Genomic DNA, 14,958 nt, shown 5'->3' with positions numbered 1-14,958 from the left:
CTCCCGTATCCGCAAGACCGCCAGCACCGCATGAGCTAATAGCGATAAGGTAATGTGCCGATACCAACTGTGCCATTGCCGCACTTCATAATGATCCAGGCCACATTCCCCCTTCGTTTCCTCAAAACCACTTTCAATTTCCCAGCGATGCCCTGCCACCTGAATCAGGGTTTTCAGGTCAGCCTGTTCTCTGCGGGCATAGACGATATAATAAGCCCGCTCTTGTTTCTCATCCCGGCTGCGCCGAACCAGCAGATAATGACCATAATCCCGCTCTTCCTCACTGAGTTGTAAACGCCAAAGCGGCACCCGAACCCAGTCGTACCAACGTTCTCCCTTTGTCCCCAATCCCGCGGAATGTTTTTCCCAAAACGAAGATGGCAGACTGTCCACAACCTTGTCGGCGCTGGTATATCTGGGCCCTTGCCACCACACGCGTTCATTTTTGGGGATCGCCAGTACAAACGGTTGATATCGGGATTCTAACCAGCACCGCAGACGACGATCTTGACCATACACCGTATCGGCGGTCACCCAACGACAAGAGACGCCGGCATCTAATGCGCGTTCCAACATCTGTTGGGCAAGTTGGGGTTTGGTGGCAAAGGTGACCGAGTCAGGAATGCCAGCGGATTTACAGCGGGGCCGGTTATCTGTCCATTGTTCAGGCAGATATAAGGTCCGGTCAATAAAGGCATGGCCGCCCTGACCGGCATAACAGAGAAAGACGCCTATCTGACTGTTTTCTATCCGTCCGGCAGTACCGCTATATTGGCGTTGGACGCCAGCAGAATGGGTCCCTTTTTTGATAAAACCAGTTTCATCGATGATGAGGATGCCTTGCTCATCACCGAGATGGTCAGTCACATAGTCGCGTAAAATATCGCGAGCCGCTTCGGCATCCCAACGGGCGCGTTCCAGAAAATATTGAATGCCATCAGGCGAGTGTTCACCCAACCATTCCGCCAGTTGCCAGCTATTTTTACGCTCAACATCACTGAGTAATCCCCTGAGATAGGCGAGGCTGCGTTGCTGTGGACTGGCATGGTGAAATAACGGTGTCAGACGCGTGTGTAATGAGAGCAGTTCTTGTTCCCAAAGGTTGACAGGTGAGTGCATTGAACACCTCCCCCTATTTTCAGGAAGAATATATCATGAGCTATCATGCCACAATAGAGTGTACGACTGTAGTATTAGGCAGGCTTATCTGCTGTTCCGCTTCATTGAACGTGCCTTTATCGGCTTTTTCGCTCTGTTTGCCAAAGCGTTTCGATTGGCTGAGATTGAGCTGTTCGAGCAGGTGCTGGATATGACGATCTCGGCTCTGGATGTCGGCCTGAAGCTGGTAAATCAGCGCTTTGAGTTGGTCAATATCATCCGGCAGGTCAGTCATCATTCAGGCTCTCAGGGGGAAAAGCCTGAGTGTGACAGCTCAGCGGGATCGTGCAAGCCCAAATTGCGGTTCAGTGTCACCGATCACATTTTTAAACCCCGTAACGGCTGATGCGCACGCGGCGGCGACAGCGTCAGCCCCGATAACAGCCAGTTCAGCTGTGGGCGGGTAATGTGTACGGTGCCGTCTGCCACCGGCGCAGGCCACTGAAAGCGGCCTTTCTCCAGCCGGCGATAGTAGAGCCAGAAGCCGTTGGTGTCCCAGAACAGGATCTTGAGCTTATCGCGATGACGATTGCAGAAAATAAATCCGGCTTCGCTAAGCGGATCCAGTCCCAGTGCATCCACTACATTCGCCAGCCCGTCGATGGATTTTCGCATGTCAGTCTGACCGGAGACCAGATAAATGTTGCCGGTTGGGATCATTGCAGAGCCTCAATCCAGTGGCGGATCTGTGCAGGGGATAACCCGACGGGCAGCTCCGCCCGAAGTCCATTGGGCAAGCAGAGTATAACCGTGTGTCCGGCCTGCAAGTGTTCTTCAACCACAACAGGATGCAGGCATTGAGGCTCGTGCTGTTGCCGAAGTTTTTTTGTCCAGTAGTAAAACGTCGCCAGCTTAATCTCATGGTGCTGGCAAAACGCCGTCACCGTCAGTCCGCTCTGTTTCTGGGCGTCAATGACGGCAGTCCAGTGTTGCTGTTTTTCAGTCAGTGTCATGGTGGTTTGTCTCCTGAATAAAAAGAAAACACACTATGACAAAAGATTAATTAATCGGGTATGTGGGGTTAATTAGGCGCTTACCGTATAACTGACTAACCTGGGAAAATAGGCTGTAAGATATTGTTTTACATGTTTAATATAAAATGTTTTAAAATCACGATAATGACTCATATGAAATAAAATGAGGATCATCATGACTTCACTGAGAGAAAGGGACGCTTCGCGGTGCCGTTTGCGTAATCCATTTTCAATGAGTTGTTGATGCCAGAGAGGGATAAATTTTTGGCAAAAGTCATCGACGCAGCAGTAAAGTTCTTCTAAATTATACATGCCTGAGGATCTCCACCATTTTGTTTTCTTTAGTAAAAACTTTGATCGTGCCTCAGGCACTTTAGTTCCCTTCTCTTAAGCGAAGCTCAGGTTAATAAAAATAACGTGCGAACAACCCGCCCCAGTTCCCGAAAAGCGCGATAAAGTTTGTTCTGTCGATTGTTACTGTTCAGTTTTCGCAGTAACATTGAGGGTAATACCCTACCCGCCTGAATGGATAATACGACTTGTATCAAATCCTGCCAGTGCGTCTGAATCAATCCCCAATCAACCGTTTTCGTAAACAACTTATCGATATGTTTATATGTTGCATCATTTGATGGACGATAAAACACCGCATCGTTCCAGTTTCTCATTCGGGGAAAAAGTTTTATTCCCAGCAGATAGGCCAGCGCAAAAACGGGTTCACTCTGCCCCTGAGTATCTGCATGTAATGTATCGGGTTGATAGACAGATTTGTTAAGCAGTAAGGCATCAAGGATATATACCGCCTCCCAGACGCCACAGGCGATAAAATGACTGAATAATGCGATATATTCACCGGATATATGGTGATAAGCAATACCCCCATAACCTCCGTAACGAATATGTTGTTCCCCAACCAGATTATTTTTTCGTAACTCCATTTGTGTTCCGTCTGCAATGGCAACATTACGCTTACCCCAGAACGAAGGTAAGTCAAATCGGGCATACTCCTCAATGATCTCTTCCAGAGCAGACTGAAGTTTGGCTGCATTCGTATGCTGGGTATTAATTCTTCTGAGCGTTTGTCGATTGATATTACCGGGAGCGTGGCTGGCTGTCTGTGACGCTCCGAGGTTGCAACCAAAACCGAATACCGTAAATAAATAACCCCGGGCGGGATCTGAGAGCTTCGGACTGGCTCCTGAGGCAGGACCGAAGTGTTTATGATATTGTGTCCAGTGTTGTACATCTCTGAGAATATCCAGTAAATGACGCGCTGGCATTTGGTCATATATGGCTTTTTTAAATTGCTCCCGCTCTTCTGGCGTTGATGATGTTCCCGCGCGTTTCAGATGTGGAATACCTTCATCATCAATACTGAATTCGCTGTTATCAGGAAAATCGTTGTCGGTTTTTTCTGCTGCCAGTACCAGTTGTTTCTGCAAATCAGTAATAAAATCAGTACCGGAATCAGGAAGTGACAGCGACTGGCAATACGCAGATAAACGCTCCTGACAGGCCTCCCACGGCAGTAACTGAGCACGATAGTCCGCATACTCATTCGAATATTCAACATAGATGTCTCCACACTGGAGAGCCTCGGCAAGATGAATGAATACACAAACCTCCAGTGCCCTGCGATCGAAAAATGGGTGTCCATTTTCTTTGATGCACACAAAGGTGCGCCAGCGTTGAGAAGCAAAATGAATATCAATATCAGCCGGGATCTTGGGTTTTCGTGTTTTGTGGTGCTGGCAGACGTACGCCAGTGCGTTAATTAAGCTGCAATCCTGAGTGGACGAATGCAGTTTTATTACATTCAGTAATTGAAAGATCACCGAACGATTAACAGTATGGAATTCCCATAAGAAGGGCAGATAATTATTGTTATGACAAGCGGTCACTTCGTTGACCAGAGAGGTTAGCGCCGCCAAACCACCCTGTGCGGTCATGATTTTTCTGACATGTTCTCCCAATGCTTCATCTGTATCAGTTTCTGGAGAATACTGCAAAACTTCGCCTAACAACGCTATCAAGTGTTCTTCCGTTTCACGGTGTTTTTCCTGCATGAGGCGTAATTTTTCTTGCGCTGAATGAGCCACACGTTTCATTCGCCGTAAAAACATCGTGATAACTTCATCGCGTGTGGTTGACTGGGCAAGAAAAAGTAAACTTAGCAACAGGGTATAAAGTTTAGGTTTGTTGCGGATCCCTCGCATATCACCAATAGAATAAGCGGTTGCTTCGGCCGCAAACTGACGAATTTTTGTATAAGCGACACCGTGAAAAAATGAACGGGGATCAATGATGTTATCCAATAAAGCCAACCGATCAGCCCATAGACGAAAATGCTGAAGTGTTGCAGGCCCCGGTGTCTGTTTTACCCAGGCAAAACGTGTTGTCAGTTCACCTTCCTGGATCAAAAGCAGGGAATCAAGCGTATTTTTCTGTGGTTTCGTGAGTGGCTGGGTAATTTGCAAATACAGTTCATTATGAACGAGTTGACGTTCATGGCTGGCCAGACGTTCCAGCGTACTGAACGCGGGTAATTCAATATTCTTTTTGCTGAGATATTCCAGTGCAACATTAATTAAATCAGCAGGATCACTCATAGTGTAAGCTGATTGATGGATCAAACTAACGATATTCTGACGCGCTTGCTGGGTAAAAAGGTGACAGTCCAGATACTGACGGGAAAGGATCTTGTAGCGGTGTGTCGCTTTTCTGTCGCGTCGTTCCGGTATCAAACGAGCGTTCTCTGGTAAATTCAATTGAGTAGCAATAAATTGAACAACTGAAAATGGGAGCTGAGAGAGAGTAATAAAATAACCGAGATGTTGGCGGGTTTTGAGTCTGATAGCCAAGTTTAATTGGCTGTGTTGGCTGCGGGTATTTTGCCGGATGAAGTAAGTTCATCGTCGCTGAGAGTATAACAGGACGCCAGCTCTTTTTGCGACAGGGGTTTATTGAAGTGCGGATAAGCCGTGCGGTCAACCGAGGTCATAGTGGTATACTCGTCACTCTGAACGGTTCATTAATACGTTCGTTTTTGTAAACCAGATGATGACGAAATGCAACAATCTTCTCAGATGTCATTCAGAGGGCAATGATATCCATTAACAGGGCATGCCTATGACATCTGAAAATGACGTCCGGAGCCATATGGGTATCAAAAACAGGTTTACAAAATCAACATTCACCTTATTAAAAATTAATGAGTTCATTAAACTTATCGCATGAAATTTGGTTACGCACGTATCTCCACACATGAGCAAAACGCTGGCCTGCAACTTGATCAGCTACGGCAGGCGGGTTGTGAAGAAATATTTTGTGAAACGGCGAGTGGAATAAAAGCCGCCCGCCCGGTTTTAGAGCAGCTCCTGAGTAAAATGCGGCCGGGTGATGTAATTGTTATCTGGAAACTGGATCGATTAGGCCGTTCTCTTCGCCATCTGATTGAGTTAGTGAATCAGCTAATGGAAAAAGGCATCGGTCTGAAAAGTCTCCACGATCCCGTGGACACAACGAATGCCCAGGGCCGGCTGGTATTTAATATCTTTGCATCATTAGCCGAGTTTGAACGTGACCTGATTGTTGAGCGGACTCAGGCAGGCTTGGCAGCAGCCAGAGCCAGGGGACGCTCTGGAGGGCGTCCTCCGGGGTTAAACGAAAAGGCAAAAAAGAAAGCGATTGCTGCCGAAGCGCTGTATATAAAAGGTGAGCTAAGTGTCAACGAGATAGCGGAAAACCTGGGGATCAGCAAGGTGACTCTTTATCGTTATCTTCGATACCAGGGTGTGGAGATAGGTTGTAAAAATTCTCTCACGTGACACTCCACTCAGGGAATAAGCTGTTGCGCCATTTCGCTATGCCAACATTTTACACGTATTATGAACAGACCCGTATATCACCAGTCATCGTGATAAGTCGGCCGATTTTATCGCGTATGCGATACGCAGTCATTGGCACATTGAAACGAAGTTGCACTGGCAATTGGACGTCAGTTTTGGTGAAGACAATCAGCGCCTGAGAAGTGGTCATGCCGCTGAAAATGTCGCCTTAATGAATAAAATAGCGCTTAACCTACTGAAAAATGAGAAAACCGTTAAGGTGGGGGTGAAAACCAAGCGTCAGAAAGCTGGATGGGATAATGGCTATCTGCTGAAAGTCCTCACGGTGGGTTTTACGTCAGTATAATTTAGACCCGTTTGCCTTGTTGGTGTACTGATAATTATCGTGTCTATAATTTACTGCCTTCAGACAACCATCTGGTTGGAAAATATTTTACTCAACGTATTGAACGCGAAAATTTAACCTTACGTAACCGAATTAAGCGCCTGAACCGTAAAACACTCGGTTATTCAAAATCACCTGAAATGCATGACAAAATCATCGGCACTTTCATTGAACGTGAATATTATGTTTGAGGGTGATCAACGCTTTGAATACAAAACCGATATTTTGGCTAAGCTGTTCACCCATTGGGTAAAAGCGTGCCCAACCTCTTGGGGGGCAAGCCGATTTATCACATCATTAAAGGTATCATGGCCGGGGATCCCATTGGGAAGCTCCAGAAATTGCCGAAACCAATATTCTTTGGATTTACCATACTCTTCAATTGGATTGAAGCTTTCACAACCACAGATCACGGCACAAATCGAGATGGTCAGGATATCGATGAGCGCATACTGTTTCGTTCGGTTAACCCGCGGATCAGTGAGGTGCCCAAAGGCCTTGCTGAGAGTTGTTGCTTGCATGGCAGTTTCTACTGTTATCGTTGACAGAGAGCTGATTATAAATCACAAACGGCGACCAATCCTATTTCTCTGTACCAACTGTACTCCGTTAATCACGTTGGTCAATTTAGACCCGTTTGCCCTGATATTTTCCATACAGAGCTTGGCGCAGAACTTCACCTGCTTCTCTCAATGCTGTATTAGCATCGGTAATGTAGTCTGTCATCTGGGTAAAATCGTGAATTTGACCTTTCCAACATTTCAACCACACAGGAACGTTAGCTTGAGCCAGCGTGATAGCATAAGCTTCTCCCTCACTTCGCAATATATCAAACTCAGCGGTGAATATAGTGGCTGGAGCAAGTCCTTTGAAATCAGTTTGTAATAACGGAGAAACGCGTGGATCGTGAGCCTGAGCAGCATCAATTAAATAGTTCCTCCAAAACCAGCGCATCATGTCGCTCGTTAGGAAATAACCTTTTGCAAAAGCAGAATAGGAAGCAGCTTCACAACTTCCATCGGTTACTGGGAACAGTAAAAGTTGGTGACATAGTTTAATGCGTTGTTTATGAGCCCATTGTGCCATGACTGCTGCAAAGTTGCCACCGGAACTATTACCTGCTACAGCTAATCGAGTGACATCACCGCCGAAGGTCGCTGCGTGCTGGCTAATCCAACGTAAGCAATCCTCAGCATCCTCGATTCCAGCTGGAAATGCTGCTTCGGGAGCTAGGCGATAGTCTACCGAAACAACAATACTATGAGAATGCACCGCCAAAAGGCGGCACAAGTTATCAGAGGCATTCAAACTGCCAATACAAAAACCGCCACCATGAAAGAATACAGTAACGGGCAGTGGTACAACAGCTGACGGAACATACAGCCGCAAAATTGTTGTTCCAGACCGCACAGGAATAATCAATTTTTCTATTCGCAACAATTCTGTTCCCGAGGGTATGGAACTAGTCGGAATAATAAAACGTTTCCGTAGTTCTGGAGCGGAGATACATGTATAGTCGATATCCTGCACGTTGCTATTGCAATCTTCTAGAAATGCCTTAATTTGAGGATTCAAAGGCATAGAAACCTCCTAAATCATTTGGGTAGAAGCAATGCTAGTTATTTACAAGTTACACGCCTCATGTAGACGTTCCAGGATTATCGAAACGCATCGATGGCCGACTACGTTGCCAGAGCAATGTGATAAGTGCTAACAGTGCTATAACGAAACCAACCCATGCGAGGCTGATCAAACCCCAGTGATTTAAGCTCGCTGCTCCCAATACTGATCCCATAACTACTCCAGCATTGAAGGCTGCAATGTTTAGTCCTGAAGCAATGTCCTGCGCTTCAGGACGATGACGGTGCGCTAAACCCAAAATACGTGATTGGAGGGGTGGAATTAAACCGTAGGTGGTTAAGCCTAAGGCCATGACTAGAAAGACCATAGCTGGGAAGTAAGTTTGTCCTAATCCAATCATAGCCAGTACCACTGCGAGGCCTGATAATAACCAAAACGAGGCACGATCCATGCCCATACTATCGGTCATCCGTCCTCCTATCACATTACCGATAGCAGCGCCTATACCATAGGCTAACAGAATCGCGCTAGCGCTCTGAATACTACTGTGGGTCACTTGTAATAGCAAAGGTGTGACGAAAGTATATAGAGCAAAAGAGCCGGTATAGGACAACAGTGGTAAGCAAGCGGCAGCTAGTAGACGACGGTCAAACAGTGTAGGTAATTGGCGCCAACCTTGGTTGGTATTAGCAAGATTACCCGCACCAAGTGGCATCCAATAGGCTACCCCCAGCATACCAACTAGTCCACAAATTGCGATCAGTGCAAAAATCCACTGCCAAGGAAGCAAGGTGCCCATCCAAGTACCGGCTGGCACGCCCAGAGCCATGGCTATAGTCACACCACCGAACACCAATGACAGTGCGGCACCGGCACGTTCTGGTGCTACCAGTCGCGTTGCCACACTGGAAGCTACTGCGAAAAATACCCCATGTGCCAAACCAGAAAGAAGACGAGCAGCCAATAGTAGGGACAGATGCATAGATAGGGCTGCGAGTATATTGCCAATAGTGAAAGTCAGCATGGATACTAGTAGAAGTCGCTTACGCGACCAATTCGATGCCAGAGCAGTTAGCACTGGAGCTCCTATTACTACTCCCACTGCGTAGAATGTTACAGCCAAACCGACTTGAGCTACGGTGGCGTGCAAGTCTTCAGCCAAGACAGAAGCCAAACCGATACTGATAAATTCGGTAAAGCCGATAGAGAAGGCACAAAGAGTAAAAATGTATATAACTATTGGCATTGGAATCATTCCTTAGTAGCATCTGCTAAAGCGGTCTATTGAAACTTAATCGTCATAATAGATACACTATTGATTCCAATAAATAATTAAATAGTTAAAATACTTATGGCGATATGGAATATATGAAGATACGAAACCTTGATGATCTCGTTGTTTTGCTGAAAGTGGTGGACTGCAATGGATTCTCGGCTGCGGCACGTGCACTAGATTTAGCTCCAGCAACTGTAAGTAAACAAATCGCGCGACTAGAACGAGTACTCAGTACCCGTTTGTTTGATCGTACCACGCGCCAATTACGCATCACTGATGAAGGGCGCGCCATAGTGAAACTAGTACGTTCAGCATTAGAACAACTTGATGATGTTGTGGAAATTGCTCAACAGGGAACAGAAACATTATCTGGAGTTCTTCGTATAACCGCTCCCGTATCACTTGGTTCTCGCTATCTTGCACCACTTATTGCCACCTTTCGTGAACGCCATCCTGGATTAAAATTCGATTTACGCTTGAGCGACCAAATAATTGACATTTATTCAAATGACATAGATTTAGCTGTACGCATTGGTCATTTGAATGATTCTCAACTAGTTATTCGTCGATTGACTGATAGTCGTCGTATTTTGGTTGCTTCACCAAACTATCTAAATCAACATGGTTCACCTGCACATCCAGAAGAATTGTGTCAGCATCAGTGCTTACTATTCACTTATCCTGGATTACGTCAAAACCATTGGATGCTAAGATATTGTGGACAAGATGTAAAAATTGAGAATATAAAAGTCAGTGGAGACTTGCGCAGCGATAACGGTAGTGCTCTGCGTGCTTGGAGTATAGCTGGACTGGGCATCTCATTACGCGAAATGTGGGACGTTGCCGAGGAATTACGTAGTGGAGTATTAATACATGTACTGCCTGAATGGTTTGAACCAGAAAAGCCGATACATGTGGTACGCGCATTACGTTCCCCTGTGCCTTGTAGAGTAAGTGCTTTTGTCGAGTTTTTAATTGAACAATGGCAGCCCCCCCCTTGGGATAGACCATAGCTCGCTTTCACGTTAATAAAATATTAGTAGGCTTATGGGGTGTCCGTAGCTACTATACCGCTACATTATCTGCTGGTTCGGCGTAGCTGGAATGATAAACAAGAACTCGCTTATTATGTGGTGTATGCGCGCCAAGAAAAGACTGACCTGAAAACCCTGACTCAGGTCGCAGGACACCGCTGGGAAATTGAAAGTGGCTTTGAAGAAACCAAAGGGGAATGTGGGCTGGATCATTACGAAGTGCGACAGTGGTAGAGTTGGTACCGGCATATTACGCTGTCGTTATTGGCCCATGCGGTCCTGGCTGTTTTGCGGATACAGGAGAAAAAAACGCCGGCGGGACTGATAGCCCTGAGCGTGTCGGAATTGCGTAATCTACTGTCAAAACTGATGAAAAAGACAAGAGAAACCGTCGAACAGATTTTATCTTGGTCAGACTGGCGACGACGACATCAGTACCGCGCACAACAATGTCATTATCGTCGTCGTGATAATTCTGTGCTTACAGACCAATTACGGCTGTAGTACTAGGGCGTGTTGACGTTTTGTATTCTTCATTTATTCGACCCACATGGGGAACCAGATAATGACAAATGCCAGTGCCAATGTGCTGGCGTAATTTTGTGCCAATTTATCTTATCTTGTTGCAATTGCACGAAAATGTTTGATTCTGGCAAATGCATTTTCGACTAAATGACGATAGCGATATAAGCCTTTATCAATCTTTTGATTCGCGTTTCGGTTATTTCTTCGATAGGGAAGAACCGCCGTTGCCCCTTGTTCTTCGATATAATTTCTGGATGATTGACTATCATACCCCTTGTCAGCAATCACAAAGTCCGAAGACGGTGATTGCGCTACCAAACTTTCCGCATGGACAATGTCGTGAGTTTGTCCCTCAGATAATTCAAAATGAACAGGTAAACCGTAACTGTCCACGGACAAATGGATTTTAGTTGAGCGTCCTCCCCGGCTTTTCCCAATGGCTTCATTTTCCTTTGAAGCTGCGCCAGCGCTGTGCTGATGCGCACGGACAATACTGCCATCAATGAACAACCATTCTGTATAAGAATGTTTAGCTAATTCATTGAATAAAAAATCAAAAACTCTTTTTTTTGACCAGGCATTAAAACGCTTAAAGACGGTGTTTCACTTCCCATACTCAGCGGGCAGTTCCCGCCAAGGGATCCCGGTTTTCATTCGAAAAAGGATACCTTCCATGATGAGGCGATGCGTTTTTTTATGATAGACAAGTCGATTTTGTTGCATGAATACAAATAGCTTATCCCACATGGGATCTGATAACATAGGTCGTGGCATGAGAGTTCTGGTGACGAGTTTTTTGGCGAAAATAAGGATACCAAATTATCATGCCACTCAATTCTCTTCGAATCCTTTCAAGCAAACGTCAACACACCCTAGTTTAAATTGAAATGTTTTCGCATTAACATTTGGATCATTTTTTCTAACTCCTCCCGAAATTCTTTTGGCACGCGGTTAAATTCAAAGCTCACAGATCTGTCTTTAACCCGTTTGCGGGCAAAAGAATCCTTATCTTTGAAGTCCCAAAGGGAGCTTACCTGCTGATTTTCTACTGCGGTTTTTTTTGCTTTGTTGTTGCTGAAATCTTTAAACAGCTTGATGATGATCGATTTCATTTCATCGGGAGCAACCAGCTTGGGTTTATTCATATGCTGGACTTCGTCACGCACACAGCTGACGACTTTATCAATCGAAAGTTTGTTTTTCTTTATGTTAACAGTGACGTCCAAAAGTGCTTTATAGTCTGGGTAGTTTAATTCTGCGATAACAGGGAACACAGCGACAATATCATTAGGTACTGAAGCACACTGGATTGCGCGAGTCACTTTGGCTTGTGACATATTGTTAGATTCAGCGATTTCTTTCTGAGTCATACCCCCTTCTCGCAACTGGATCAAACGCAGACCTACTTCACGAATATTGTGCTCTCTTGCAGTCTGGATATCTGCAGCAAGTTGTCTTGCGTCATCGGAGCTGATGTTGGTGTTCGTGACTAAGATATCTAAACCAATACCACAGAAAATAGCGGCGGCACGTCTACGAGAACCATCCAGAATTTCTATCTTGCCGTCAATACGACGACCGATTGTCGGGAAAAATTGCTGAAGACTGATAGTGTGTATGATGTCGCTGACAGATTCTTTTGTCAGTGTGCTTTGATCCCGACCATTGACCAAAAAATTAACAGTTGTTTCAGATTCCAGTTTATCGGCTTGGATATGCTCTAGTTGAAATATGGCAGTTTGACCCGAAGCTAGTGTGAAGAAGCGCTGCTCTGTAGCTTGATTCCCTGTCGGGGTATCTAAGGATACTGAATTGAATGTTCTGCCGATGGTTAGACGTTTTTTATTTTGCATTGTTGCCCCTGTTGACTCTGATGAATTCAATACGGTCAAAAACTGCTTTAGCAAAGTCTTCTGCTGCGCCTTTTGCATTCTTTAGAGCTTCGCCACTGCCTATATACGTGGCAGGGTTTGCGGAAATGACGGTATCAAAGGACTCTCCACAACGCTCGAATCCATCCAGTCGAGGGATGGCAAAATCTAGCATGTCACCACCAAAAATTTCTTTTGCCAGGCTATGGCACAATTTGTGATCGGTCTTATTAACTAATTTGGACATAAAGCCTATGTTCCCGCTGAGGCGAGTGGAGGCGCCTGTTGATTCTATTATTTCTACCAGCTCCGGCAAGCGAGCCAGATATTTCAGCGTACTGTGGAAATCTACTTGTGCGGGTGGGATTGGAGTCATAAGAAAGTCTGCGGCTGTGATCGCGTTAGACAAGAAAGAGTCTAAATGTGGTCCGCTGTCGATAAATATGAAGTCGTAATCGTGCTTCACTTTATCAATGATATTCTCGCGAAGAATGGTATAGATGTTTTGGTTTGGCAGGTGTTCTGTGCAGAGTTCTTCCCAACGTGATGCAATGAATGCGTCTTCAATGGATGCAGGAATAATGTCTACACCTGCAACAACGGAGGATGTGATAAATTCAGATAGCAACTCTTCACGCGAAACGTTTTGCAACATAGCTTGGGCTGATGTTGTATCAACAGAACCGATAGATTGCTCATGATCGAGGAACATGGTTGCCGATGCTTGTGGGTCAAGGTCGATAACCAAGATCCTAAGGTCCTCGAAAATTAAGTGCGGATGGGTGCGTAATGCATGTGCCAGAGAAACTGTACTGACGGTTTTGGATACTCCCCCCTTCAAGTTACCGATAAAGAAGGTCAATGCTTCGTGATAGCGATCCCGGTATTTGGGTACGCCTCTATGATGGTACAGATCTATGATGTTCTCAATTGTCATTGCGTACTTGGATGAAGAGCCTGCTTGCTTTTTGCCAAATACATATCCCTGTGCTTCCATTTCGTTAACGGCATAATCCACGCTGGCGCGCGTTAACTTGGGTAATTTTGCGAGAGCCGCCTTTGAATACGTTTGGTAATAGGCTGTTTTACTCAACTCCAGCTTTTGGCTTTGGATTTGGTGACTGAGCGACTGGAGTAGACGAACTGACCTTTGCGCAACTTTGTCTAATTGTTTATAGGTTTCATTCATAATTTTACCGTATATGTAGGTTTTTTGATTTTATTTAAATATCCTACATAAAATAATAAATGTAAACTTTTTAAGTTAAAAATCGAGCTATTTTGCTTATTTTCCTCCATAGAAATTTAATGATTATCTTATTGTTTTAAATTATTTTTTATGAAAAATTTCAGGATGAAATCGCCAAGATTTAGCATCAATTTCAGGGGGGGGGGTTGTGTTTTGGCTTAACCAGCTTATCAGGAGAGCTATTGAGAGATCATAAAACTCCACATGAAAAAGAAGAGCTGGTAAACATAGAAACGGGGATATGGTTTTAGATAGTATGCAAAGTCAAAGTGAACCAAAAAAGCCGTGGAATTTAAAAAAGGCTAAATTAGACTGCCATTTAAATCTCACGGCTTCATATCAAAATTTATCATTTTCACAAACTGGGCTAAAAAAAACGAAGGTGGATTATCCCTGTGACTTATTGCGAACCTTACGCTCAATAAGTTGGCCACGTTGATCAAAGTAACGGCTGGGCCAAATCTCTGAGGGATGGATGCCGAGATAATCTGCGATGATCCATTCACCTTTAGGCCAAGGTCTGCTGAATGCATTTGCGAGTGTTGATGAGCTGAGTCCCGTTTCTCGGGAGAGTGCCGCTAAGGTTGTACCGCGTTTACGTAATGCAGCAATAATGTCGGCCTGATGCCAGTCATTCCTAACATTGTTATTCATTCCTGCTACCCCTTTCTATTAATTAATATTGATGGTGGCGATTCAGACAGGGTTTGCAATACCGGGACACTCATCCGGCGAGGTCGAAACCTCCCCTGCCTGAATCCCCATAGAAAGGGCGAACGCAGGCACACTGGTAGAAATATCCTACCAGTGGAGTGTCCACAGGGTTGCAAATCCCTGACCATTGGTATTTGCCAATGGCGGGAATACTTTAACTGATTGTTTTAGCTTACTCAATAACTAAACCGCTAAGTTTAACGGCTATAATTCCTCTCAAAAGCGCACAAATTCAGGGAAGAATACGGACGGCTAAATAAATCTTTGTTATTTATTCTTGTTCGTGATCGCTTTGCTATCCGCATTTCCCCTTTGTTTTTCAGACTCATTTTACTTATTTCGA

Annotated in this window: 13 protein-coding genes and 6 pseudogenes; 5 read left to right on the top strand and 14 right to left on the bottom strand. The window is 45.0% G+C overall.

Going from position 1 to position 14,958, the window contains the following annotated elements; all coding sequences use genetic code 11:
• The 7 genes and pseudogenes from PSI14_RS17540 to PSI14_RS17510 all read right to left on the bottom strand — a co-directional run.
• A partial coding sequence (locus tag PSI14_RS17540) for an IS701 family transposase (RefSeq protein ID WP_273577162.1) occupies nucleotides 1–1,119 on the bottom strand: 1,119 nt, incomplete at its 3' end.
• Nucleotides 1,120–1,189: 70 nt separating this feature from the next.
• Nucleotides 1,190–1,393 (bottom strand): annotated as a pseudogene (locus PSI14_RS17535) (IS66 family transposase); the annotation flags it as partial.
• A gap of 83 nt (nucleotides 1,394–1,476) precedes the next feature.
• Complete coding sequence (gene tnpB / locus PSI14_RS17530) at nucleotides 1,477–1,818, bottom strand: IS66 family insertion sequence element accessory protein TnpB (RefSeq protein ID WP_273577160.1); 342 nt, start codon at nucleotides 1,816–1,818, stop codon at nucleotides 1,477–1,479.
• Nucleotides 1,815–2,111, bottom strand: a complete 297-nt coding sequence (gene tnpA, locus PSI14_RS17525; protein WP_273577158.1) for an IS66 family insertion sequence element accessory protein TnpA — start codon at nucleotides 2,109–2,111, stop codon at nucleotides 1,815–1,817. Before tnpA ends, tnpB begins: the two co-directional genes overlap by 4 nt.
• A gap of 87 nt (nucleotides 2,112–2,198) precedes the next feature.
• Nucleotides 2,199–2,444 (bottom strand): annotated as a pseudogene (locus PSI14_RS17520) (IS982 family transposase); the annotation flags it as partial.
• Nucleotides 2,445–2,530: 86 nt separating this feature from the next.
• A complete protein-coding gene (locus PSI14_RS17515) occupies nucleotides 2,531–4,993 on the bottom strand; it encodes a Tn3 family transposase (RefSeq protein WP_273577155.1) in 2,463 nt (820 codons plus the stop codon).
• A 2-nt stretch (nucleotides 4,994–4,995) separates the two neighbouring features.
• On the bottom strand, nucleotides 4,996–5,133 hold the full coding sequence (locus PSI14_RS17510) for a hypothetical protein (protein WP_273577153.1): 138 nt from the start codon (nucleotides 5,131–5,133) through the stop codon (nucleotides 4,996–4,998).
• 232 nt (nucleotides 5,134–5,365) lie between these two features.
• Here PSI14_RS17510 and PSI14_RS17505 point away from each other — a divergent pair, with 232 nt between their 5' ends.
• The 3 genes and pseudogenes from PSI14_RS17505 to PSI14_RS17495 form a co-directional block, all read left to right on the top strand.
• A complete protein-coding gene (locus PSI14_RS17505) occupies nucleotides 5,366–5,959 on the top strand; it encodes a recombinase family protein (RefSeq protein WP_273577151.1) in 594 nt (197 codons plus the stop codon).
• Between the two features lie 73 nt (nucleotides 5,960–6,032).
• Nucleotides 6,033–6,326: pseudogene (locus PSI14_RS17500) on the top strand (ISAs1 family transposase); the annotation flags it as partial.
• A gap of 20 nt (nucleotides 6,327–6,346) precedes the next feature.
• A pseudogene (locus PSI14_RS17495) lies at nucleotides 6,347–6,556 on the top strand (IS1 family transposase); the annotation flags it as partial.
• Between the two features lie 6 nt (nucleotides 6,557–6,562).
• Here the strand turns inward: PSI14_RS17495 and PSI14_RS17490 are convergent.
• The 3 genes from PSI14_RS17490 to PSI14_RS17480 all read right to left on the bottom strand — a co-directional run bounded on the left by PSI14_RS17490 (nucleotide 6,563) and on the right by PSI14_RS17480 (nucleotide 9,192).
• Nucleotides 6,563–6,886: an ISAs1 family transposase gene (locus PSI14_RS17490; protein ID WP_273577150.1), complete on the bottom strand. Its 324-nt coding sequence runs from the start codon at nucleotides 6,884–6,886 to the stop codon at nucleotides 6,563–6,565.
• A 106-nt stretch (nucleotides 6,887–6,992) separates the two neighbouring features.
• Entirely contained in the window at nucleotides 6,993–7,802 is an 810-nt protein-coding gene (locus tag PSI14_RS17485) for an alpha/beta hydrolase (protein WP_273577148.1), read from the bottom strand.
• A 202-nt stretch (nucleotides 7,803–8,004) separates the two neighbouring features.
• A complete protein-coding gene (locus PSI14_RS17480) occupies nucleotides 8,005–9,192 on the bottom strand; it encodes an MFS transporter (RefSeq protein WP_273577146.1) in 1,188 nt (395 codons plus the stop codon).
• 122 nt (nucleotides 9,193–9,314) lie between these two features.
• Between PSI14_RS17480 and PSI14_RS17475 the strand changes: the two genes are divergently transcribed.
• Nucleotides 9,315–10,235 carry a LysR family transcriptional regulator gene (locus PSI14_RS17475; RefSeq protein ID WP_273577144.1) on the top strand — a complete coding sequence of 307 codons (921 nt, stop codon included), beginning with the start codon at nucleotides 9,315–9,317 and terminating at the stop codon, nucleotides 10,233–10,235.
• A 162-nt stretch (nucleotides 10,236–10,397) separates the two neighbouring features.
• A pseudogene (locus PSI14_RS20325) lies at nucleotides 10,398–10,760 on the top strand (IS701 family transposase); the annotation flags it as partial.
• A gap of 33 nt (nucleotides 10,761–10,793) precedes the next feature.
• Here the strand turns inward: PSI14_RS20325 and PSI14_RS17465 are convergent.
• The 4 genes and pseudogenes from PSI14_RS17465 to PSI14_RS17450 all read right to left on the bottom strand — a co-directional run bounded on the left by PSI14_RS17465 (nucleotide 10,794) and on the right by PSI14_RS17450 (nucleotide 14,555).
• A pseudogene (locus PSI14_RS17465) lies at nucleotides 10,794–11,555 on the bottom strand (IS5 family transposase).
• 98 nt (nucleotides 11,556–11,653) lie between these two features.
• On the bottom strand, nucleotides 11,654–12,634 hold the full coding sequence (locus PSI14_RS17460; protein WP_273577142.1) for a ParB family protein: 981 nt from the start codon (nucleotides 12,632–12,634) through the stop codon (nucleotides 11,654–11,656).
• Nucleotides 12,624–13,841: an AAA family ATPase gene (locus tag PSI14_RS17455; RefSeq protein ID WP_273577140.1), complete on the bottom strand. Its 1,218-nt coding sequence runs from the start codon at nucleotides 13,839–13,841 to the stop codon at nucleotides 12,624–12,626. The genes PSI14_RS17460 and PSI14_RS17455 overlap by 11 nt, the downstream gene beginning before the upstream one ends.
• 447 nt (nucleotides 13,842–14,288) lie before the next feature.
• Nucleotides 14,289–14,555: a helix-turn-helix domain-containing protein gene (locus PSI14_RS17450; protein ID WP_273577139.1), complete on the bottom strand. Its 267-nt coding sequence runs from the start codon at nucleotides 14,553–14,555 to the stop codon at nucleotides 14,289–14,291.
• Nucleotides 14,556–14,958: the final 403 nt, after the last annotated feature.

It is taken from the genome of Xenorhabdus anantnagensis (assembly GCF_028598555.1).
Taxonomy (GTDB): domain Bacteria; phylum Pseudomonadota; class Gammaproteobacteria; order Enterobacterales; family Enterobacteriaceae; genus Xenorhabdus; species Xenorhabdus anantnagensis.
This window is presented reverse-complemented; position numbering and strand designations above follow the sequence as displayed.

Excerpts from the sequence above, each read along its gene's own strand:
- tnpB (WP_273577160.1), bottom strand. The coding sequence starts at position 1,818 with ATGATCCCAACCGGCAACATTTATCTGGTCTCCGGTCAGACTGACATG.
- tnpA (WP_273577158.1), bottom strand. The coding sequence starts at position 2,111 with ATGACACTGACTGAAAAACAGCAACACTGGACTGCCGTCATTGACGCC.
- PSI14_RS17510 (WP_273577153.1), bottom strand. The coding sequence starts at position 5,133 with ATGACCTCGGTTGACCGCACGGCTTATCCGCACTTCAATAAACCCCTG.
- PSI14_RS17505 (WP_273577151.1), top strand. The coding sequence starts at position 5,366 with ATGAAATTTGGTTACGCACGTATCTCCACACATGAGCAAAACGCTGGC.
- PSI14_RS17490 (WP_273577150.1), bottom strand. The coding sequence starts at position 6,886 with ATGCAAGCAACAACTCTCAGCAAGGCCTTTGGGCACCTCACTGATCCG.
- PSI14_RS17480 (WP_273577146.1), bottom strand. The coding sequence starts at position 9,192 with ATGCCAATAGTTATATACATTTTTACTCTTTGTGCCTTCTCTATCGGC.
- PSI14_RS17475 (WP_273577144.1), top strand. The coding sequence starts at position 9,315 with ATGAAGATACGAAACCTTGATGATCTCGTTGTTTTGCTGAAAGTGGTG.
- PSI14_RS17460 (WP_273577142.1), bottom strand. The coding sequence starts at position 12,634 with ATGCAAAATAAAAAACGTCTAACCATCGGCAGAACATTCAATTCAGTA.
- PSI14_RS17455 (WP_273577140.1), bottom strand. The coding sequence starts at position 13,841 with ATGAATGAAACCTATAAACAATTAGACAAAGTTGCGCAAAGGTCAGTT.
- PSI14_RS17450 (WP_273577139.1), bottom strand. The coding sequence starts at position 14,555 with ATGAATAACAATGTTAGGAATGACTGGCATCAGGCCGACATTATTGCT.